Below are 21135 nucleotides of genomic sequence, written 5' to 3'. Positions count from 1 at the left end.
AGCATTGCTTTCCGGCCCCCGCGACGTCTACAGCCTTCGAATTCGCAGGCGGTGTCGCCCGTCCTATTCGTACTCCCTGACGTTCACCACGACCGTCCTGCGTATCTCGATCATCAAGCGTTCTCGCAGTCCTTCCGGCGCGTGTTCACCCCCACACTTGCGGCTGAGCAACGCCTTGACCTTCTCCTCGATGCCGTACGTCTCGAGGCACGAACCGCAGTCGTCGAGATGCTGCTGGAGTCGAGTCCTCGACGCCTCGTCGCACTCCGAATCGAGGAGCAGGTACACGTCCGCAATGACCGCGGAGCAGTCGAGTCGCTCGTAATCTGCCTGCTCGCTCACTGCGAGACTCCCTTCTGGCCCTCGGTGCTGATGGTCCCGTCGCTACCGACAGTCGCTGCCTCGCCCGTCGTGCGGCCGCGGAAGAACCCACGTTCGTGTGCGACATCGGCGAGGAGACCTCGAAGTTGCTTGCGTCCACGGTGGAGCCTGGACATCACCGTGCCGATCGGCGTGCCCATGATCTCGGCGATCTCCTTGTAGGGGAAACCCTCGACATCCGCGTAGTACACCGCCATCCGGAAGTCCTCGGGAAGCTCCTGCAGCGCCGCCTTGATGTCGTCGTCGGGCAGCGCGTCGAGCGCTTCCACCTCGGCGGAGCGCAAACCGATCGACGAATGCTCGGCGGACGCAGCGAGCTGCCAGTCGGTGATCTCGTCCGTCGGGTACTGGGCAGGTTGGCGCTGCCGCTTCCGGTACGTGTTGATGTACGTGTTCGTCAGGATCCGGTACATCCACGCCTTGAGGTTGGTGCCCTCCCGGAACGACCGGAACGCCGAGAAGGCCTTGATGTAGGTCTCCTGCACCAGGTCTTCCGCGTCGGCGGGATTGCGGGTCATCCGCAATGCGGCGCCGTAGAGCTGGTCGAGCAGGGGCATGGCATCCCGCTCGAACCGCTCGGCCAGTTGCTCTGCAGACTCCTCGACCACACCGATCCCTTCACTCATCCCCTTGGTGAAGGCTACCGGGCAGCCGGGGTCCGCACGGGGAGGGCTCAGTACCGGCACCGGTGCTCCGATCTTCTCGCTCGACATTCCTGCTCGACGCGGCCGAAGTTCTCGACGCGCGACCCACCGGGGATCAACAACCTCTCGGTGCGACTTGTTCCCGCACGTCCACTTTCGGATCCTTGATTTCGGCCGGGCCGACACACTGCCCATTCGGCCGGGCCGACTCTCCTACACTCACGATCATGGCCTCGACCTCCACCCCTGCGACCACTCTGCTGAAGCGTGAGAAGGTCGACCACCGGGTCCACGAGTATTCACACGACCCGAAATCGGGGTCGTACGGCACAGAAGCGGCGGACATCCTCGGTGAGCGTCTCGACGTCGCCGCACCACAGATCTTCAAGACCCTGGTGATCTCATTGTCCGGCGGTGCGCTCGCCGTCGCAGTGATTCCCGTACCCGACACGCTGTCGCTGAAGGGCGCGGCGGGAGCGCTCGGCGGCAGCAGGGCAACCATGGCGGAACGCAAGGCCGCCGAACGCGCCACCGGGTATGTGCTGGGTGGAATCTCGCCGCTCGGTCAGCGCAAGCGCTTGCGCACCGTCGTCGACGCCTCCGCGCTGATGTGGGACCGCGTGTTGTGCAGCGCCGGCCGGCGTGGCCTCGAGATCGAATTGGCTCCTGCCGATCTGATCCGCCTCACCGGCGCCGTGGTCGCGCCCGTCACCGTCGGACGCTGACGATCGGTCGACTCCCGCGAGGGCCTAGAGGAAAGCCAACTGATCGCCGCTGCCGTCGTCGGGCGCCAGCAGCTCCGGACCCTTGTTCCGGACGCTGTTGACTTTGTCGGACACACGCCGGATTTCGATCCCGCCGACGGCCTCTGCGCTGGGCACGATCAGATCCGGGTGCCCGAGACTGTCGGGATCGAGCCAGTCGTCCCATCGTTCGGGCGGCATGATCAGGGGCATCCGGTGATGCACGTTGCTCAGCTGCGCAATCGAATCCGCGGTGAGAATGGTGGTGCTGAGCAGTGGCGGCTCGTCCGGGGTGCGCGGGTCGTGCCACACCGCCCACAGGCCTGCCATGTAGATACGTGAGCCGTCACCCTGCGACATGAAGTACGGAACCTTGCGGGTCTTGCCGCCGGCGGCGGGTTCGACCTGCCATTCGTACCAACCGTCCATCGGGACGAGGCAACGCTTGTAGCGGAGCGATTGCGCGAAGGACGGTTTGGTCGCGACCGACTCGGATCGCGCGTTGAACAGCGGCGCGCTCTTGCCGATCTCCTTGGCGAAGGACGGCACCAGCCCCCAGCGCATGCGCCGTATCCGACGTCGTGCCGCGCTCTCCGGATCTTCACGATCGTGCCGCGCCACGACAGTGAGCACACCGGTCGTGGGCGCCACGTTGTACTCGGGCACGATCTCGGCATCGCCCGTCTCGTCGAGCGCATCGAGTTCGGCTGCCAACGTCGCCGGATCCACCGTGGTCGCATACCTACCGCACATGCCACGAGTGTGGCAGCCGCGACCGACACCGTGCCATCCACTTCGGGCGTATTCACCGTGCAGGACCATCCGCAGTCGAGGTCCGACCCCCCGATGGGCGAAGATGGACAGGTGAGCCTGTGGAGAGCACCCCGAGCCGTGACCGCCGTCGACGCGTCCGTTGCCCTGCCCGGATCGAAGTCGATCACCAATCGCGCCCTGATCCTCGCCGCGCTGGCCGACGGGCCGTCGACGATCACCGGTGCCCTGCGCAGCCGCGACACCGATCTGATGATCGGTGCGCTACGCGCCGTCGGAGCAACGATCGCCGACCGCGACGGTGGCACAACCCTCGACGTCGCGCCCGGTACAGTGCGCGCCGGCACGGTGGACTGTGGCCTCGCAGGCACCGTCATGCGGTTCGTCCCGCCGCTGGCGGCTCTCGCGGAGGGCGATGTGCACTTCGACGGCGACGAACAGGCGCGGGTCCGCCCGATGGGCACGGTCCTGGATGCGCTGCGCGGCCTCGGCGCCGAGATCGACGGTGACGGACTCCCTTTCACTGTGCAAGGCAAGGGCGCTGTTCGCGGCGGCAGTGTCACGATCGATGCCTCCGGGTCATCGCAGTTCGTCTCGGGTCTGTTGCTGTCGGCTGCGGCATTCGACGAGGGCATCGTCGTGCACCACGACGGCAAGCCTGTCCCGTCGATGCCGCACATCGAGATGACCGTCGAAATGCTTCGGGCAGCAGGAGTTTCCGTCGACACATCGGAACCGAACACATGGCGAGTCGCGCCGGGCACGATAGAGGCGCACGATGTGACGGTCGAACCCGACCTGTCGAACGCCACACCGTTCCTCGCCGCCGCGGCCGTCACCGGCGGAACTGTCTCGGTGCCGCTGTGGCCGGCGACGACCACCCAGGCCGGGGACGCCATCCGCGATATTCTCGAGCGCATGGGCGCCGAAGTGTCGCTGACCGACGGTTCCCTCATCGTCCGCGGGCCTGAGCGCCTCGTCGGCATCGATGTGGACCTGCACGACGTGGGTGAGTTGACCCCGACCGTCGCAGCGGTCGCAGCGTTCGCAACCACTCCGTCGCACCTGCGCGGGATCGCCCACCTGCGCGGTCACGAAACCGACCGGCTCGCCGCTCTGGCCACCGAGATCAACGGGCTCGGCGGATCGGTCACCGAGACCGACGACGGCCTGCGTATCGAGCCGATGCCGCTGCACGGCGGAGTGTGGCGGTCCTACGCCGACCACCGGATGGCGACGGCGGGCGCCATCATCGGTCTCGTGATCGACGGGGTCCAGGTCGAGGACATCGGTACGACAGCGAAGACACTGCCCGGTTTCGAATCTCTGTGGGAGTCGATGTTGACGGGAGTCCGCTCCTGAAACGGCGACAGTACGACGAATCCGATGTCCGGGTCCGCCCTGGCAGAGGATCGCGTCCGCGGACCAAGGATCGGCCCGCTCACCTCGACGCGATGGACGGCATGGTCGTCTCCGTCGACCGGGGACGCTGGGGTGTCGTCCTGGACGGCGATCCGGATCGGTCCGTCACCACGATGCGCGCCCGAGAACTGGGCCGGACTCCCATCGTCGTCGGCGACCAGGTCGGTGTGGTCGGTGATCTGTCGGGACGTCCCGATACACTCGCCCGGATCGTGCGCGTGGACGACCGCGCCACCGTGCTCCGGCGCACCGCGGACGACACCGACCCGTACGAACGGGTCGTGGTGGCCAACGCTTCGCACCTGTTGATCGTGGTCGCGCTGGCCGACCCTCCGCCTCGTACCGGGCTGGTCGAGCGCGCGCTGGTGGCGGCGTACACGGGCGGGTTGACCCCGGTGCTGTGCCTGACGAAGAGCGACCTCGCCGATCCCGACGAGTTCGCCGCTCACTTCGCAGACCTCGCCGTTCCGGTGATGCTCGCCGGACAGGACGACGACCTCACCGAACTGACCGCACTGTTGCACAACCGGGTGACGGCGCTGATCGGCCATTCCGGGGTCGGTAAGTCGACACTGGTGAATCGGCTCGTCCCCGACGCCGCACGCGCCACAGGCGTCGTGTCCGGAGTCGGCAAAGGACGGCATACGTCCACGCAGTCGGTGGCCCTGCCACTTCCCGACGGCGGCTGGGTCGTCGACACACCCGGCATCCGGTCGTTCGGGCTTGCTCATATCGGATCCGACGACGTCATCGGCGCATTCTCCGATCTCGCGGTGGCAGTCGAGCGGTGCCCTCGCGGATGCACCCACCTCGGTCCGCCGGCAGATCCCGAGTGCGCACTCGACACCCTCGACGGCCAGTCGTTACGCCGCGCGATGGCCGTGCGGGAGCTGTTGGCCGCACTGGCCACCAACGACTCCTGGTAGACCGTGTACGCGAAGAGCCCGACCTCGTCGAAACGAGGTCGGGCTCTTCCGTCTGTGACGTGGTTCAGCCTGTGACGTGCGGGTTCAGCGCATACCGAGCACACGGCGGACGAGACCACGCTTACGCGTCTTCTCGATGGTGGATGCCAGGCCCACCCTGCGCCCCGTGATCGGATCCACTTCGGCCGGTCCGCCGAAACCGAGCTCTGATGCGGTTTCGGGCGCGGCATCGCGCGTGTCCTTGAGGTACTTGTCGGGCAGCGACAGCTTGGCGATGGTGCGCCACGACTTCCAGTACTGCACCGCCAGGGGACCGGTCGTGTACGGCAGGTCGTACTTGTCGCACAATTGACGCACTCGCACGGCGATCTCCGCGTACCGGTTCGACGGCAGGTCCGGGTAGATGTGATGCTCGATCTGGTAGCTCAGATTGCCGGTCATGAAGTCCATGACCTTGCCGCCCGAGATGTTCGCCGAGCCCAGCATCTGCCGCAGGTACCACTCGGCGCGGGTTTCGTTCTCGATGTCCTGCTTGGTGAACTTCTCGGCACCGTCCGGGAAGTGACCACAGAAGATCACCGCGTTGGTCCACAGGTTGCGAACGAAGTTGGCGGTGGCGTTCGCCTTGATCGTGGACTTCCACGCCTTGCCGGTCAGCGCCGGATAGACGACGTAGTCGCGGAGGTTCTGCTTACCGATCTTGGCGAGCACCTCCTTGCCACGAACCTTCGTCAGTTCGCGATCGTCGCGGCCCTGGATGACCTTGCCGAGCTCGAGCAGCTGAATCGCGATGCCGTACTGGAACAGCGAGGCGAGGATCGCGTTGTACGCGACGTTGCCGAGGTAGAACGGCTTCCACCGCTGATCACGCGTGACGCGGAGCAGACCGTATCCGACATCGTCGTCCATACCCAGGATGTTGGTGTACTTGTGGTGGAGGTAGTTGTGAGTGACCTTCCAGTGCGCCGACGGGTCGGCGTTGTCCCACTCCCAGCTCGCCGAGTGCACCTCCGGGTCGTTCATCCAATCCCACTGCCCGTGCATCACATTGTGACCGAGCTCCATGTTCTCGATGATCTTCGACAACGACAGCATGGTCGTCCCCAGAATCCAGAGGGGACGCTTCCGCGAGCCGAGGAGGACGACACGTCCGCCGATCTCGAGGCCACGCTGCAGCCGGATGGTGTTGCGAATGTATCGGGCGTCGCGCTCACCGCGCGACTCTTCCACATCGCGCCTGATCGCTTCGAGCTCACGGCCGATGGCCTCGACGTCGGCCTCCGTGAGGTGCGCGTACTCCTTGACATCCGAAATCGCCATGCACTTACCCTACCGTAGGTTACGATCCCGTAGGTTGATGGATTCTCGGCTGTGACCAGAATCACGCATTGCTGGAGACGGTCGTCTTCCCGTGTCGCACAGCAGCCTTCGTGCGCCGTGCCGCGACAGCGCGCTCGGCGTGTGCCCGCAGAGCAGTGAGCAGACCCCGCCGCCGACCCGTGATCGGATCCGTAGTGATGGCCGGGAAACCCGTGTTCGCCCGCTCGTTCCGGAACTTGCGCTCGGACGACGTCTCGGGTGCGTCGTCGGACGTCGCCTTCAGGAACCGGTCCGGAAGCGCAAGCTTGTGAATCGTGCGCAGCGCAAGCCAGTACTGACGCCCCAGCGATCCGGTCGTGTACGGCAGATCGTACTTCCCACACAACGCACGGACGCGGGCCGCGATCTCGGGATACCGATTGCTCGGCAGATCCGGGAACAGGTGATGCTCGATCTGGTAGCTCAGGTTGCCGGTCATGAATCCCATGATCTTGCCGCCCGAGATGTTCGCGCTGCCGAGCAACTGACGCAGATACCACTGCGCTCGCGTCTCCCGCTCGAATTCGTCGGGCGTGAACTTCTCCGCGCCGTCCGGGAAGTGTCCGCAGAAGATCACCGCATACGCCCAGAGATTACGAACGAGGTTCGCAGTGAGGTTCGCAGTGAGGGTCGAGCGCCATGCAGGGCCGGTGATCGCGGGGAACAGCACCCCGTCCTTGAGGACCTGCTTGCCCGCCTTGACGACGAACTCCTTGTTCGGCCCCGAATTCCATTGCGCCGGCGGCATACCCGGGAGGTCTTTCGCCGCCGACAGGTCGTGCAGCGCGATGCCCCACTCGAAGGTCGCAGCGAGGATCACATTGGCCACAGGCTGCAGGAGATTGATCGGACGCCACTTCTCGTCGCGCGTCATCCGGAGAATGCCGAATCCGACGTCCTCGTCCATCCCCACGATGTTCGTGTAGGTGTGGTGCGCGTAATTGTGGGCACGCTTCCAATGTTCGGACGGGCCCGTCTGGTCCCATTCCCAGGATGTCGAGTGGATTTCGGGATCGTTCATCCAATCCCACTGCCCGTGCATCACATTGTGCCCGAGCTCCATGTTCTCGATGATCTTCGCCAACGACAGCGAGGTGGCGCCGAGCAACCACCACGCCCGGTCCCGTGATCGGAACAGCGCCACACGCCCGACGACTTCGAGCGTCCGCTGCAGCCGGATGGTGTTGTGGATGTACCGCGCATCACGCACCCCGCGCGAACGCTCGATATCACTTCGAATGGTGTCGAACTCACGTCCGAGCGCCTCGACATCGGCGTCGGTCAGATGAGCGAACTCCCGAATATCGCTGATAGCCAAACGGGGCCCTTCCCCCTGTATTGATCTGTTCTGATCTGTGTTGATCGACGCAGTCAGGCGTCGAGCGTGCAATCGCCTGCTGCCGCGGAAATGCAGGTCTGGACACGTTCGCCCTCTACATGTTCCTTGCCCGACCGGAGGTCGACGATGTGCCCCTTGTGCAGCGGCACCACACAAGTCTGACAGATTCCCATGCGACAACCGAAGGGCATGAGAGCACCGACACTCTCGCCCGCCTCGAGCAAGGTGGTTGCGCCGTCGACGGTAACCGTCTTACCGGACTTCGCGAAGGTGACCGTGCCGCCGGATCCCGACGTGTCGGCGCGGGTGACCGCGAAACGCTCGAGGTGCAGCTTCTCATCGATGCCTGCGCCCTTCCAGAACGCAGCGATATCGTCGAGCATCGCCTGGGGCCCACACGCCCAGACGGTACGGTCACGCCAGTCCGAACACACCTCGTCGAGGCTCGACAGGGCGAACTTTCCCTGTTCGCGCGTGAACTGGAGGTGCGAATGGAACTGCTCGTGCGTCTCGTCGAACCCCTCCAATTCGGAACGGAACATCACGCTGTCGAGGGTCGGCGCCGAGTGGATGTGCACGACATCGGAAATTGCCGCACCACGTTCGGTCGCGCGTCGGTCGAGCGTGCGAAGCATCGACATGATGGGCGTGATGCCACTGCCTGCGGTGAGGAAGAGGATCTTCTCGGGAGGCGGATCGGGCAGAACGAAATCGCCCTGCGGCGCCGCCAGCCGAATGACGGTCCCGGCCGGGACCCCGTTGACGAGGTGGCTGGAGAGAAGTCCCTCAGGCATCGCTTTCACAGCGATCGAGATGATTCTGTCTTCGTGAACCGGCGTGGACGTCAGCGAGTACGAACGCCAGTGCCAGCGTCCTTCTATGTGCAGACCGATACCGATGTACTGACCCGGCTCGTACGCGAAGTCGAAACCCCACCCCGGGCGGATGACGATGGTGGCGGAGTCGGGCGTCTCCGAACGAACCTCGACGATACGGCCACGAAGCTCACGCGCCGACCACAGCGGGTTGATCAGATGAAGGTAGTCGTCGGGCAACAGCGGCGTGGTCACGCGAGCCACGGCGCCACGCACCACATTGGACAGGGACCGCTCCGAGGAAACGACGTGCGCCGCCGGCTTCTCGATCCATTCCTTCAAACCCATCCGACACCTTCTCCTCGCCGATTCCTACGCCACCGTAGGTTAGCAGAAGTTACGGTGGCGTAGGTTACCGGTTCGTCAGAGGAGCTCGAGCAGGAATGGTAGTTCCTGAGCGGCGTACCACGCGAGTTCGTGGTCCTCCGCGTCACCGAGCACGAACTCCGCTTCTTCGTCCCCGAGGTCGGCCGCGTCGATCACTGCCACGGCACGCTCGACATCGCTCGAAGCCTCGCCCAGGTCGACGTGGACCGACGCGACAGCCGACATCGGCACCGCCGCGTCGAGCCTGACCACCGCGTCGTCGAGATCGGGGCGGGGCTTCGCGCCATCGACGTCGGCTGCGACAACGACCCGCCTGGCTCCGAGCGTCCCGTCGGCATCCTCTGTCGCGAGCAACCGCAGCGAGGCGCGCGCGGCCTCTGCCATCGCAACCTCGGCCAGCTCGTCGTCGTCGCCTGCCGTGTATGCCTCACGCAGAGCCGCTGTGACGGCGAAAGCCGTCCCGCTCACCGCATCGATCTCCCCTTCGGCCACGAGCCGCTGCAACATCGCGAGCGTCGCAGGCACATAGACGCGCGTCACTTCTCACCTACTGGCATCCAACAACTCCTCGAGTGATTCGTGCAGCAACGATGCGAGGACATCCACATCGGGCATGGCATCGCGGTCTGCATTCAAACCGTAGTAGATGTTGCCGTCGTACGACGTGAGGGCAACGCTGAGCGCCTGTGTCTTGAGCAACGGCGACACCGGGTACATCGCGAGAACGCGTGCCCCCGCGAGGTACAGCGCGTGCTGCGGCCCCGGGGCATTGGTGATCATGAGATTGAACATCCGCTGCGAGAACCCCGACGCGACCCGTGCGCCCACCGCGTGCATCGTGGCCGGAGCGAAGCCGGACAACCGGATCATCGTCTGCGCCGCGATACGTCTCCGCTGTCGCGAATAGGCCTCACCCGCATGCGAGATGTGCGACAGACGCACCACCGCATTCGGTTCGCCCACCGGCAGGTCCACGAGGAACGACGAGACCTCGCCCTGAGGATGGACCTGGATGGTATCGCCGTCGCCGACGGCTCCTTCCGGCTCCTGTGTGTACACCGACATCGGCACCATCGCACGTACCGTGGTCGCCTCGGTGACCGGCTCGCCACGCGACAACAGCCAATACCGCAAGGCACCCGCGATGACGGCGAGCACCACGTCGTTGATCGTGCATCCGTAGCGCGCGTGGATCGTTCGGTAGGGCCCGAGTCCGGACTGCACGACCGTGAACCTGCGGCTGCGTGAGATCGACGCGTTCAACGGTGATTCCGGCGCGGACTGCGCGGCCGTTCTCGCGAGCCTGCCCACCACATCGACGGTCTCCCCGATGGTGGACGCGAGATCGCCCAGCGCCGTACGCACGGCGGCCACTCCCTCACCGGGTCGCGCCACCGAACCCGCGAATGCACCCACCAACAGCGCGGTGTCCGATGGCTCCTGCTCGGGCATCCAGAGTTCTTCGGGGACCTCGCGCGGTTCGGGAGTGCGGTCGAACAGAACTTGGCCGATCTCGAGGGAGTCCTCGCCGTCCACGAGGGCGGAATGGGATTTGGTGAACAACGCGGCCCGGCCGTCGGCGAGGCCTTCGACGAGATACATCTCCCACAGGGGGCGGGTGCGATCGAGGGGACGGGAGATCAGGCGTGCGATCAGATCGAACAGCTGCTCGTCCGATCCGGGCCGGGGCAGCGCCGAGCGTCGTACGTGATAGGTGATGTCGAAGTCCCGGTCGTCGACCCAGACCGGACGCGCCATACCGAAGGCCACTTCGCGTACCTTCTGCCGGTACCGAGCGACTTCGGGGAGACGCTTCTCGACGAGGCGGACGACGCTCTCGTACTCGAGTCCGCCTTCCGGGGGTTCGAGGATGGCCAGCGATCCGATGTGCATCGGAGTGTTACTCGTCTCCAGGTAGTAGAACGATGCGTCCTGCGCCGTCATACGGCTCGTCATAGCGAAGCGTCCCCCTCGATCCCGTCGGCAACTTCCGATGCCTCGTCGATACTGAAGAGTACGGCCAACCCTGCCCTCATCGCGCGCGGAACGTCATGGTGGGCACCGGCCATCCCCGCCGCGGCAGCGCCGCGCACGTTCACGACGAGATCGTCGATGAACACCCATTGCGCCGGTTCCGGAGCCGACCCCTGTGCAGCCGGGAGACAACTTTCTTCGTCCGGTTCCACCACGCCGACGTCACCGAGCTCCTTGCAGGACGATATGTCACGATGTGCCTGGTTCCGTCCTCTCCCGGAGCCCACCACCGACCGGCATCCGCCGGCCGGTACAGATCGATGCTCCGGGGGTTTCGCGCATGTCACGTCCGCAATCGGGCCGCTTCATCCGACCCGTTCCACTCTTCGAGCCTCCGGTGCAGGAATCCTGCACCGCGCACCGGCCACACGCCCTACGCCGGACCACACCGCACTCCGGCCGGTCCGGACGCACCCGTGTGGCCGCGGATCGGATTCGCTCGCGGATCCCACTGGATACGCCGCTGAGTCCGGACATCGATCCGAGTGCGCATCGGTTCGCAGATCTCGCGGTGAGGCTCGTCCTCGAAGTCGTGGACGGCCGCCGACCGGACACTCAACTCTCGACGGTGCTCACACCGGCGCTGGCCACGACGTTCAGCGCCGCACGTCATGCCCGGTCCGAAGCGGACTCGGCCGTCGTGCTGCGCGCACGCCTACAGACACGCGATGCCCGCACGGCAGAACTGTTCGGGTCCTACGCACGCGGGCATCGTGTGTTCGCGATGGCCGGACGGGTCGTGCGCGCCCCGGCACGCGGACACAACCGTCACGGTTGGGTCATCACGACCCTGTGGCTCGGCTGAGAGTGCTCGATCGTGGGGTGATCATCCCTGCCGATTCGTCTTGGTGTCCTTGCGGGCAGCGGCCCGACGTTCCCGCCGCGTGCCACCCTGCTGTGGTCCGGACGCCTCGCTCGGACCCGAGCTGCTCCGGGCAACGTGGGCGCGGCCGTCCTCTGCCGGGCCCGTGTACGTCAGCCGACGCTCGGTCTCGTCGAGCCCTTTCGCTCGCAGCGCTGCCGGAGCGGGTGCAGGAGCGGTCTGCCGCGGCAGCGTGGGCGGCGCGGGCTGCCTGCCCGCCTGCTGCTGAGGCTGCTGGGCAGGCTTGGTCAGCGACGGCGCGTTGCGGGCAGCCGCGGCTGCGGACGAAGACGTGACCGCAACCCCACCGCCGGCTGCCTGTGCCTGGGGAGCGTTCGCCTCGACCTGCAGATTGAACAGGAAGCCGACCGATTCCTCTTTGAGACCCTCGAGCATGCCCGTGAACATGTCGAAGCCTTCACGCTGATACTCGACGAGGGGGTCGCGCTGTGCCATTGCCCGCAGGCCGATGCCCTCCTTGAGGTAGTCCATCTCGTAGAGGTGCTCACGCCACTTCCGGTCGAGGACGGAGAGCAATACCCGCCGTTCGAGTTCGCGCATCGCGCCCTCACCGGCGATGCTCTCGATCTCGGCCTCACGACGCGCGTATGCCTCGCGCGCATCCTGCAGCAAGATCTCGCGCAGCTGGTCGCGGTCGAGGTCCTCGTTCTTCTCGACGAGCGACTTGTAGTCCACGGTCACCGGGTAGAGCGTCTTGAGCGCGGTCCACAGCTGCTCGAGATCCCAGTCCTCGACATAACCTTCGGCAGCCGCACCGTCGACGTATGCGGTGACCACATCTGTGAGCATGCGCTCGACCTGGCCTTCGAGGTCCTCGCCACGCAGGATCCGGCGACGCTCCTCGTAGATGACGGTGCGCTGCTGGTTCATCACCTCGTCGTACTTGAGCACGTTCTTGCGGATCTCGTAGTTCTGCTGCTCGACCTGCGTCTGTGCACTCTTGATGGCTTTCGACACCATCTTCGCCTCGATCGGGACATCGTCGGGCAGGTTGAGTCGGGTCATGATCGACTCGAGTGCCGCGCCGTTGAAGCGCCTCATCAACTCATCGCCGAGTGAGAGGTAGAACCGCGACTCACCCGGGTCGCCCTGTCGACCGGACCGGCCACGCAACTGGTTGTCGATACGCCGCGACTCGTGCCGCTCGGTGCCGAGGACATACAGTCCGCCCGCCTCACGCACCCGGTCGGCGTCCACCTTGACGTCGGACTTGATCTGCTCGAGGGTCGGATCCCACGCGGCCTCGTACTCCTCCGGCGTGTTGACCGGATCCAGGCCGCGCTTGCGCAATGCGATGTCCGCAAGGATGTCGGGGTTGCCACCGAGCACGACGTCGGTACCGCGACCGGCCATGTTGGTCGCCACAGTGACCGCGCCCGACCGGCCGGCCTCCGCGATGATCTGCGCTTCCTGCTCGTGGAACTTCGCGTTGAGGACGCTGTGCGGAATACCCTTCTTGGTGAACTGCTTCGACAGGTACTCCGAGCGTTCGACGCTGGTCGTGCCGATCAGGACCGGTTGGCCCTTATGGTGCCGCTCGACGACGTCGTCCACCACGGCAGCGAACTTCGCTTCCTCGGACTTGTAGATGAGATCGCCCTGGTCCACGCGGACCATCGGGCGGTTCGTCGGGATCGGGATGACACCGAGGTCGTAGATCTGGTGGAGCTCGGCTGCCTCGGTCTCGGCCGTACCGGTCATGCCCGAGAGCTTGTCGTAGAGGCGGAAATAGTTCTGCAGCGTGATGGTGGCGAGGGTCTGGTTCTCCGCCTTGATCTCGACCCTTTCCTTGGCCTCGATCGCCTGGTGCATGCCCTCGTTGTAGCGGCGGCCGGAGAGCACACGTCCGGTGAACTCGTCGACGATGACGACCTCGCCGTCACGGACGATGTAGTCCTTGTCCTTGGTGTAGAGCTCTTTCGCCTTGATCGCGTTGTTGAGGTAGCTGACCAGCGGGGAGTTCGCCGCCTCGTACAGGTTGTCGATGCCGAGCTGGTCTTCGACGAATTCGACGCCTGCCTCGTGCACACCGATGGTGCGCTTCTTGATGTCCACCTCGTAGTGGACATCGAGCTTCAGCATCGGCACGATCCTCGAGAACTCCGCGTACCACTTGCTCGACGCATCTGCCGGACCCGAGATGATCAGCGGAGTACGGGCCTCGTCGATGAGGATCGAGTCGACCTCGTCGACGACCGCGAAGTTGTGTCCGCGCTGCACCAGGTCGTCGAGGGAGTGCGTCATGTTGTCGCGCAGATAGTCGAAGCCGAACTCGTTGTTCGTGCCGTACGTGATGTCGGACGCATATGCAGCGCGGCGCTGGGCCGGGGTGAGACCGGACAGGATCACGTCGGTTTCGAGACCGAGGAACCGGTGGACACGACCCATCCATTCGGAGTCTCGCTTGGCGAGGTAGTCGTTGACGGTGACCACGTGCACGCCGTCACCGGACAGAGCATTGAGGTAGGCCGGAAGAACGCAGGTCAGGGTCTTGCCCTCACCGGTCTTCATCTCGGCGATGTTGCCGAAGTGCAGCGCCGCGCCACCCATGATCTGGACGGTGTAGTGCTTCTGACCGATGACACGCCACGATGCTTCCCGCGCCACAGCGAACGCCTCGGGCAGCAGGTCGTCGAGGGTTTCCCCGTCCTGAATACGACCACGGAACTCGGCGGTCTTGGCCTGCAGCTCCGCATCGGTCAGGCTCTCGAACTCCGGGGCGATGGATTCGACGTGCTCTGCGATGTGCTTGAGCCGCTTGACCATGCGACCTTCACCGAATCGGAGCAGCTTCGTCAGCGACAGCACTGGTGTGTTCGTCCTCAATCTCGGGTACCTGCACGGACAAGAAAATCCGGCCGAGGCCTTTCGGACCCCGGCCGGATTCCATGGTAGGCGTTCACTCGAACGAACGGCGATCGCCACTACCTCATCGCCATCTCACACGGGCATCATCCGAGTCGGAGCAACCCGTAGTCGAACGCGTGACGGCGGTACACCACCGATGGCTTGTCGCTCTCCTTGTCGTAGAAAAGGTAGAAGTCGTGGCCCACGAGTTCCATCTCGTACAGTGCGTCGTCGACCGACATCGGATCTGCCTTGTGTTCCTTCGTGCGGACGATCCGGCCGGGGCCGTCGGGCTCCTGCTCGTATCCGTCGAAGTGTAGGTCAGGCGAGATCCCGAGGGAGTCGTCCTGCGCGAGCTCTGCCGTCGCTTCCGCAACCGACACCGGGGTCTTGTCCCCGTAGGACACCTTGCGGCGGTCCTTCGTGCGACGCAGTCGAGATTCGAGCTTGGCCGTCACCGATTCGAATGCGGCGTAGAAACTGTCGGCCGCGGCTTCAGCGCGGACGACGGGCCCTTTACCTCGAGCGGTGATCTCGACCCTCTGACAACTCTTCATCTGACGACGATTCCGCTCGTGCTGAAGTTCGACGTCGAACAGGAAGATCGTGGGGTCGAATCGTTCGAGCCGAGCTAGCTTCTCCGACACGTAGATCCGAAAATGATCGGGGACCTCGACGTTGCGGCCTTTCACCACGACATCGGCGTTCGCGGTCTGCGGAGCGGATTCGCCGGTGTCGGCGACCGCGACGGTGGACTTCGAAGGGGTCGTCACTCGTACCTCCCGAGTACGGCCGGTGCAGCACGCGCACCGGCAGATCGATGAGCGCCTGGGCGCTCCGCCCGGAACGAGAAGATCGAGTATTTCTACCCGTCTACCTTGTTGTTTCCGGGCCTGTGGCCGACGGTAGTACGTAACCGGAAGCTCCGCCACTGTTCCGATCGAATTCACTTTTCCGGCGATGACCCGCCTATCACACAGGCGCACTCAGGCACGTGCGATCACCAGAATTCCGGACGTCCGAAACCCCGCTTTCCGGAGGACTCGGACAGCTTCCGCCGTGGTCGCTCCCGTGGTGACGATGTCGTCGATCACCAGTACCGGAAGTCCCCGCGGTACGGAGTCGGCACGAATCGAGATCCTGCCCGCGAGATTGATCTGCCGCTGAGCCGCCGACAGTCCCACCGAATCGCGCACCCTCGCGCCCGTGACCAACACCGGATGTACGTGAAGCGACGGATCATGGGACGCCGCGCATCGGGCCATCCTCGTGACCGGGTCTCCCCCACGCGCACGCGCCACTCGGATACGAGTGGGGGCCGGCACCACGATCAACGGCCCGGTCGGTAACTCACCCCACCGCCGCAGACGAGCAATCGCGACGGCGGACGCCAACCCGAGCGGTGCCGCGAGGTCGCGGCGACCACGCTCCTTCGCGGCCACGACGGCACTGCGACGGGCACCGGAGTACGCCCCGAGCGTCCACACCGGCACCGTCGGATCCACGCGCGGACGCACTTGCGCCGGTGGGTCGTTCAACGTTCGCGCACACTCACGACACCATGGCGTACCGGGCGCATCGCAGCCACCGCAGCGGACGGGGAGCACCAGATCGAGCAACTCCGACAGCATCCGTACAGTGTGCCCACCCGGTACGACAGCTCGGTGTCGTCAGCCCGGTAGCACCGGCACCGCGGTCAATCCTGCCAGGCCGGGCACCTCCCGCCAGTAACGGTCACCTGCAGGATCGCTGTTGTTGAGTTGGAACACCGCTCGTGTGTCGGCGACGAACTCGGTGGTCGTCGACGCCTCGACTGCAACGACGGGCGGGGTGAGATTGCGGCTCGGGAGCGCGTCCATCCTCGATCCGTCGATCGCGATCTGCACGACCGGGATGTCGGAGGCCGACCGCGACACCACGACGGTATCCGCGGTGCTCCAGTCCAACGACAGTGCAGGGCCACCCAGATCGAAGGCGATCTCGCGTGGACTCGTGAGAGAGAACTCTCCGTTCGGAGTCTGGACGACGGTCGCGACATGGACACGACCGTCGATGATCATCGCGGCGCGCACGCCGTCGCGGGACAGACGCAGTTCGCTGACCCGGCCGCCGAGTGCGCGGATTGCTCCGGCCTCGACCCCCACGACGGTCACTCGCCCGCTCCCGGGCTCCCTGACGGCCCGCACGACGGCTGTGCCGTTGACCACCGCCCACACGGAATTTCCGTTGGGCGACCACGACGGCCGGGTGATCGATTCCCCTTCGACGGCAGGCTCGGGCGAGCCGTCGTTGTAGGCGCCGACCACGAGTTCGGCGGCGGGCTCCGGCGCCGGCCGACCGGTGTCTGCGACTGCAGCGAGGAGCGCGCCGTCCCGCGACATCCCGACCGACCGAAGATTGTCCGTAGACCCGAAGTAGCCCTGGACCGGGGTGACTCCGGTCTCCGCGACACTGACGAAGGCACCGCTGAGCAACGCGTGCAACCCGATCGGGGTGCCCGACGTCGCGAGCGGGTTCATCGACGCCACGTCCGCGGTGGTCCACCCGTTCGGGAAGCGCTCGTCGAGTGGCTGTCCGTCGGCGAGCAGGATGTAGGGCCCGGCGATCTCGGCATTGGCGAGAGTCCAGATCACCTGGGCGGCGAGGAGTTCCCGGGCCGGTTCCTCCAACGACGAGAGTCCACCGAAATCCACCCGGATCCCGCCCAGGCCCACACCGACCTGAGTGGTCCTACCGTCTGCCTTCGTGATCGCCCCGAGGATTGTTGCGCCGGCCAACTCGTTGTGGACCGCGGGCGCGAGCGAGGGTTTGGGACCCTCGATGAGAAGCCCGATCAGTTGCGTGGCCGCTTGCTCGGGTGTTCCGGAGATCCACCGGGGATCGGGCACCACGGTGTTGCCGTCAGGGGTGACGAAATACAACGACCGACGCTGATAACTGTTGAGGAAGCGGGGCTTGTCCATGATCACGCCCGGCGGCATCTCATCGATCCGCCATTCGCCGTCATTGCGGACCAGCGTGAATTTCGCTGCCAGATCACCGTCGTCGGCGCGGTAGAGGCCGCCTTCTTCCAGGTGCCCGACGATGTTCGCGCGCACGACGTACTTCGCGGTGTTGTCGTCGCGTTCCTCGGCCAGCACGTCGACCTTGTCGACGATGGTGGCGCTGGCGGCGTCATCCCACCGAGCCGACATCCCTGATGTGAGGAACTGTCGGGCGGCGACATGCCGGTTGGTGGGGTCGGTATTCGCTTGGAGGAAGTCGCGCAGGAGCAGGTCCGGTTCGCGCCCGGGTTCGGGTTCGGGGACCTCCGTCGTCGCAGGGCCGCGGTCGATCGTCCCGATGGCCTGAGGCGACGACGAATCGGGCAGGCTCGCGCAGCCCGAGATCACCAACGCGAGCGCTGAGAGCAGCACGATCATCGGGCCGAGCACACGTGAGCGTAGGCGGCTCATGTCGCGGCTCCTTCCGATGGGACATGCTCGTTCGCTCCGGCGCTGTCGTTCGCTCCGGTGTGTTCGGATCCTGCGGTATTCTCGACGGCCCTGTCGGCCTCGGGCACTACCGGCGGTGGTTTGCCCTGGACCGCGTGAACCGCTGTGGGCACGAGCGGGAGCGGGCTACGGCCCGCCTTGCGTCCCCGAACGCGTGGCAACGTCAACCGGAAGCTTGCACCTCGACCCGGTTCGCCCCAGGCTTCGAGTTTGCCGTTGTGCAGATTCGCATCCTCGACGCTGATCGCCAGACCCAGCCCGGTGCCACCCGAACGTCGCACCCGCGACGGGTCGGAGCGCCAGAACCGGTTGAAGACGAGTTTCTCTTCGCCGGGGCGCAGTCCGACGCCCTGGTCCCGCACGACGAATGCGGCGGCATTGTCGTCGGCGCGCAAGCGCAGCAGGATCGGTTTGCCTTCGCTGTGGTCGATGGCGTTGGCGAGCAGATTGCGCAGGATTCGCTCGACCCGGCGTGGATCGACGTCCGCGTTCACGGCTTCGTCCGGCAGGTCGACGATCAATTCGGTGGAGGTCTCACGCGCGAGGTGACGGACCGTGCCGATCGCCGCCCGCGCGCACATGCGCAGGTCGAGTTGCTCGGAGGCGAGCTCCGCCACGCCGGCGTCGTGACGACTGATCTCCAGGAGGTCGTTCAGCAGGGACTCGAACCTGTCGAGTTCGGCGACGAGCAGTTCGGAGGCGCGCTTGAGCGAAGGGTCCAGTTCGTCGCTGCCGTCGTGGATGAGATCGGCCGCCATCCGGACTGTGGTCAACGGAGTGCGGAGTTCGTGACTGACGTCGGACGTGAACCGCTTCTGCAGATTTCCGTATTCCTCGAGCTGAGTGATCTGCCGCGACAGGCTCTCTGCCATCTCGTTGAACGACATCGCCAGGCGTGCGATGTCGTCTTCGCCTCGCACCGGCATGCGCTCCTTGAGTCTGCCGTCGGCGAAGCGCACCGCGATGCGCGACGCCGACCGAATGGGCAGCACGACCTGCCGCGCGACGATCATGGAGATCGCCGCCAGCAGTACCAGGAGCACACCGGCACCGACGAGGAGTGTTCCCCGGACGAGCGCGAGAGTGCGCTCCTCGCCTCCGAGGGGAAACACCAGATACAACTCGAGGGTCGAGATATCGGACTCCGTCGGGCTGCCCACGATCAACGCCGGTCCGGAATAGCCGGCCGGATCGTCGACCGTCGCGAACTGGTATGCGATCTGATCGTTCTGGACGAAGGCGCGCAGATTCTGAGGGATCTGCTCGTCCGGTCCGCTCGACGTAGGTTCCCGCGGACCGTCGCCGGGGACGATGAGGACAGGATCGAATGTTCCGGCGACACCGGTGTCCTGTCCCGCGTCGCTCCCCCGGTTGGTCAGCGTCGCCGCGGCCCCGTCGAGCCGGACGGTCAGCGAACCGGAGTCGTCGGCTCCTGCCAGCTGCGCTTCGACCAGCGCGCGGGAGCGCTCCATCTCCTCGGTGGCCGCATCGATCTTGACTTCGAGAAGACGGTCGGTGATCTGGCTGGTGAGCACTACGCCCAGCACGAGCATCACGATCAGCGACAACGACAGGGTCGACGCAACGACCCTCAGCTGAAGTGATCGACGCCAGGTATGCGCGAGCCCACTGCTCAGTGTGCGTGACCACCTCAGCAGCGGCAGAGTTCTCCGTGTGATCCTCCGCCGCAGACGGTAACCACGGATCACGGCGGTCCGGCCTTGTAGCCGACCCCCCGAACAGTCAGAACGACCTCGGGGTTCTCGGGATCCTTCTCCACCTTCGCGCGCAGACGCTGCACATGAACGTTCACCAGGCGGGTATCAGCGGCGTGGCGGTATCCCCACACCTGTTCGAGCAACACCTCACGCGTGAACACCTGCCGCGGCTTCCGCGCGAGCGCCACGAGGAGGTCGAATTCGAGGGGAGTGAGGGAGATCTGTTCCTCTCCACGGCTGACCTTGTGCGCGGGGACGTCGATCGAGATCTCCCCGATGGACAGCATCTCGGCGGGTTCCTGCTCGGTGCGGCGCAGCCGCGCCCGCACGCGGGCCACGAGTTCCTTCGGCTTGAACGGCTTGACGATGTAGTCGTCGGCGCCCGATTCGAGGCCGAGTACGACATCGACGGTGTCCGACTTCGCCGTGAGCATGACGATGGGCACACCCGAATCCGACCGGAGCACCCTGCACACGTCGATCCCGTTCATGCCGGGCAACATCAGGTCGAGCAGGACGAGATCGGGGCGGATCTCACGCACGGCGCCCAGAGCCTGAGTCCCGTCGCCCACCACGAAGGGCTCGAACCCTTCACCGCGCAGGACGATCGTGAGCATCTCTGCGAGTGCAGAATCGTCGTCGACAACCAGAATCCTCGGCTTCATAACCTCTATCGTGTCACTCCTTGACCGTTGTGAAGCAGATTTGAGATCTGAACGGCGAGTTGATGTGGGTCGGAATCCGGTCCGGCCACAATCCACTCCGATGCCCACCGGTCTGCGGCGAGCCCGTCGTACACCTCACCGGTGCGTGCCTGCAGGCCCCCATCGCGCTCGTAGGCATCGCGATCGCGCGTGGAATCGGTGGCCTCCCGGTTGCGTGCGCGTTCGGCCGCGAGATCCACGGGGACCCGCAGCAGCACTTGCAGATCCGGCGCGGGTAGCCCGAACCTGCCGAATTCGAGTTCGCGCACCCACTCGACGGACGGTCCTGATGCCGACTCGTGATGCCGCGCAGCGGTGTACGCGGCGTTCGAAGCCACATAGCGATCGAGTAGCACGATGTCGTTGTCGGCAAGGAGCTTTCGGAGTTCGTCCGCCGCATCACGGCGATCCAGAGCCCACAGCAGGGCCATCGCCTCGATACTCGAGGCGGTGTCGCCGTGCCCGCCCCGCAGGGCTTCGGCCCCCAGGTCGGCATGCACGGACTGCCCGTATCGCGGGAATGCGAGAGTCGCCACCGACGACCCGTGTGCACGCCAAGTCTCGACGAGGCCGGCGGACAACGTCCGTTTGCCGGCTCCGTCGAGACCTTCGACGACGATCAGAACACCCATGCTGCTGTGTTTCTCGGATTCGCTGTGTTTCTCGGG

General features: G+C 65.4%; 20 protein-coding genes. 4 read left to right on the top strand and 16 right to left on the bottom strand.

What is annotated here, in order from left to right; translation table 11 throughout:
• Window positions 1-63: 63 nt before the first annotated feature.
• Together rsrA and ACFWB0_RS16710 are read right to left on the bottom strand one after the other, a co-directional pair.
• Complete coding sequence (gene rsrA / locus ACFWB0_RS16715) at window positions 64-342, bottom strand: mycothiol system anti-sigma-R factor (protein ID WP_378491583.1); 279 nt, start codon at window positions 340-342, stop codon at window positions 64-66.
• Complete coding sequence (locus ACFWB0_RS16710; RefSeq protein WP_378491582.1) at window positions 339-1007, bottom strand: sigma-70 family RNA polymerase sigma factor; 669 nt, start codon at window positions 1005-1007, stop codon at window positions 339-341. Before ACFWB0_RS16710 ends, rsrA begins: the two co-directional genes overlap by 4 nt.
• 245 nt (window positions 1008-1252) lie before the next feature.
• Here ACFWB0_RS16710 and ybaK point away from each other — a divergent pair, with 245 nt between their 5' ends.
• A complete protein-coding gene (ybaK, locus tag ACFWB0_RS16705; protein ID WP_378491581.1) occupies window positions 1253-1750 on the top strand; it encodes a Cys-tRNA(Pro) deacylase in 498 nt (165 codons plus the stop codon).
• 24 nt (window positions 1751-1774) lie between these two features.
• Here the strand turns inward: ybaK and ACFWB0_RS16700 are convergent, their stop codons facing one another.
• Entirely contained in the window at window positions 1775-2521 is a 747-nt protein-coding gene (locus ACFWB0_RS16700; RefSeq protein WP_378491580.1) for an SOS response-associated peptidase, read from the bottom strand.
• A gap of 93 nt (window positions 2522-2614) precedes the next feature.
• On the opposite strand from ACFWB0_RS16700, the gene aroA reads away from it, so the two are divergent.
• Window positions 2615-3901 carry a 3-phosphoshikimate 1-carboxyvinyltransferase gene (aroA, locus tag ACFWB0_RS16695; protein WP_378491579.1) on the top strand — a complete coding sequence of 429 codons (1287 nt, stop codon included), beginning with the start codon at window positions 2615-2617 and terminating at the stop codon, window positions 3899-3901.
• Window positions 3868-4887, top strand: coding sequence for a ribosome small subunit-dependent GTPase A (rsgA, locus tag ACFWB0_RS16690; protein ID WP_378491578.1), 1020 nt, complete (start codon window positions 3868-3870; stop codon window positions 4885-4887). Before aroA ends, rsgA begins: the two co-directional genes overlap by 34 nt.
• A gap of 84 nt (window positions 4888-4971) precedes the next feature.
• On the opposite strand, the gene ACFWB0_RS16685 is transcribed toward rsgA, so the two are convergent.
• The 6 genes from ACFWB0_RS16685 to ACFWB0_RS16660 all read right to left on the bottom strand — a co-directional run bounded on the left by ACFWB0_RS16685 (window position 4972) and on the right by ACFWB0_RS16660 (window position 10976).
• Window positions 4972-6207, bottom strand: coding sequence for a fatty acid desaturase family protein (locus tag ACFWB0_RS16685; protein WP_378491577.1), 1236 nt, complete (start codon window positions 6205-6207; stop codon window positions 4972-4974).
• Window positions 6208-6268: 61 nt separating this feature from the next.
• Window positions 6269-7564, bottom strand: coding sequence for a fatty acid desaturase family protein (locus ACFWB0_RS16680; RefSeq protein WP_378491576.1), 1296 nt, complete (start codon window positions 7562-7564; stop codon window positions 6269-6271).
• Window positions 7565-7617: 53 nt separating this feature from the next.
• Complete coding sequence (locus ACFWB0_RS16675; protein WP_378491575.1) at window positions 7618-8748, bottom strand: ferredoxin reductase; 1131 nt, start codon at window positions 8746-8748, stop codon at window positions 7618-7620.
• 75 nt (window positions 8749-8823) lie between these two features.
• Entirely contained in the window at window positions 8824-9327 is a 504-nt protein-coding gene (locus tag ACFWB0_RS16670; protein ID WP_378491574.1) for a DUF6912 family protein, read from the bottom strand.
• 3 nt (window positions 9328-9330) lie between these two features.
• Window positions 9331-10743 carry a wax ester/triacylglycerol synthase family O-acyltransferase gene (locus ACFWB0_RS16665; RefSeq protein ID WP_378491573.1) on the bottom strand — a complete coding sequence of 471 codons (1413 nt, stop codon included), beginning with the start codon at window positions 10741-10743 and terminating at the stop codon, window positions 9331-9333.
• Complete coding sequence (locus ACFWB0_RS16660) at window positions 10740-10976, bottom strand: hypothetical protein (protein ID WP_378491572.1); 237 nt, start codon at window positions 10974-10976, stop codon at window positions 10740-10742. The genes ACFWB0_RS16665 and ACFWB0_RS16660 overlap by 4 nt, the downstream gene beginning before the upstream one ends.
• Before the next feature lie 125 nt (window positions 10977-11101).
• Between ACFWB0_RS16660 and ACFWB0_RS16655 the strand changes: the two genes are divergently transcribed.
• Window positions 11102-11626: an Rv3235 family protein gene (locus tag ACFWB0_RS16655; protein ID WP_378491571.1), complete on the top strand. Its 525-nt coding sequence runs from the start codon at window positions 11102-11104 to the stop codon at window positions 11624-11626.
• 21 nt (window positions 11627-11647) lie between these two features.
• Here ACFWB0_RS16655 and secA read toward each other — a convergent pair whose 3' ends face one another.
• The 7 genes from secA to ACFWB0_RS16620 form a co-directional block, all read right to left on the bottom strand.
• Complete coding sequence (secA, locus tag ACFWB0_RS16650; protein WP_378491587.1) at window positions 11648-14470, bottom strand: preprotein translocase subunit SecA; 2823 nt, start codon at window positions 14468-14470, stop codon at window positions 11648-11650.
• Between the two features lie 185 nt (window positions 14471-14655).
• Window positions 14656-15324, bottom strand: a complete 669-nt coding sequence (gene hpf, locus ACFWB0_RS16645) for a ribosome hibernation-promoting factor, HPF/YfiA family (protein ID WP_378491570.1) — start codon at window positions 15322-15324, stop codon at window positions 14656-14658.
• Window positions 15325-15537: 213 nt separating this feature from the next.
• Window positions 15538-16182: a ComF family protein gene (locus tag ACFWB0_RS16640; protein ID WP_378491569.1), complete on the bottom strand. Its 645-nt coding sequence runs from the start codon at window positions 16180-16182 to the stop codon at window positions 15538-15540.
• Window positions 16183-16221: 39 nt separating this feature from the next.
• Window positions 16222-18006 carry an MtrAB system accessory lipoprotein LpqB gene (lpqB, locus tag ACFWB0_RS16635; RefSeq protein WP_378491568.1) on the bottom strand — a complete coding sequence of 595 codons (1785 nt, stop codon included), beginning with the start codon at window positions 18004-18006 and terminating at the stop codon, window positions 16222-16224.
• Window positions 18003-19700 carry an MtrAB system histidine kinase MtrB gene (mtrB, locus tag ACFWB0_RS16630; protein ID WP_378491586.1) on the bottom strand — a complete coding sequence of 566 codons (1698 nt, stop codon included), beginning with the start codon at window positions 19698-19700 and terminating at the stop codon, window positions 18003-18005. Before mtrB ends, lpqB begins: the two co-directional genes overlap by 4 nt.
• Before the next feature lie 50 nt (window positions 19701-19750).
• Complete coding sequence (mtrA, locus tag ACFWB0_RS16625) at window positions 19751-20428, bottom strand: MtrAB system response regulator MtrA (protein WP_378491567.1); 678 nt, start codon at window positions 20426-20428, stop codon at window positions 19751-19753.
• Between the two features lie 5 nt (window positions 20429-20433).
• Window positions 20434-21099: a dTMP kinase gene (locus ACFWB0_RS16620; protein ID WP_378491566.1), complete on the bottom strand. Its 666-nt coding sequence runs from the start codon at window positions 21097-21099 to the stop codon at window positions 20434-20436.
• Between the last annotated feature and the right edge of the window lie 36 nt (window positions 21100-21135).

Source organism: Rhodococcus sp. NPDC060086, assembly GCF_042730275.1.
Classification (GTDB): Bacteria; Actinomycetota; Actinomycetes; order Mycobacteriales; family Mycobacteriaceae; genus Rhodococcus.
Note: the sequence above shows the minus strand (reverse complement) of the source record. Positions and strands in the feature narration are given on the sequence as shown.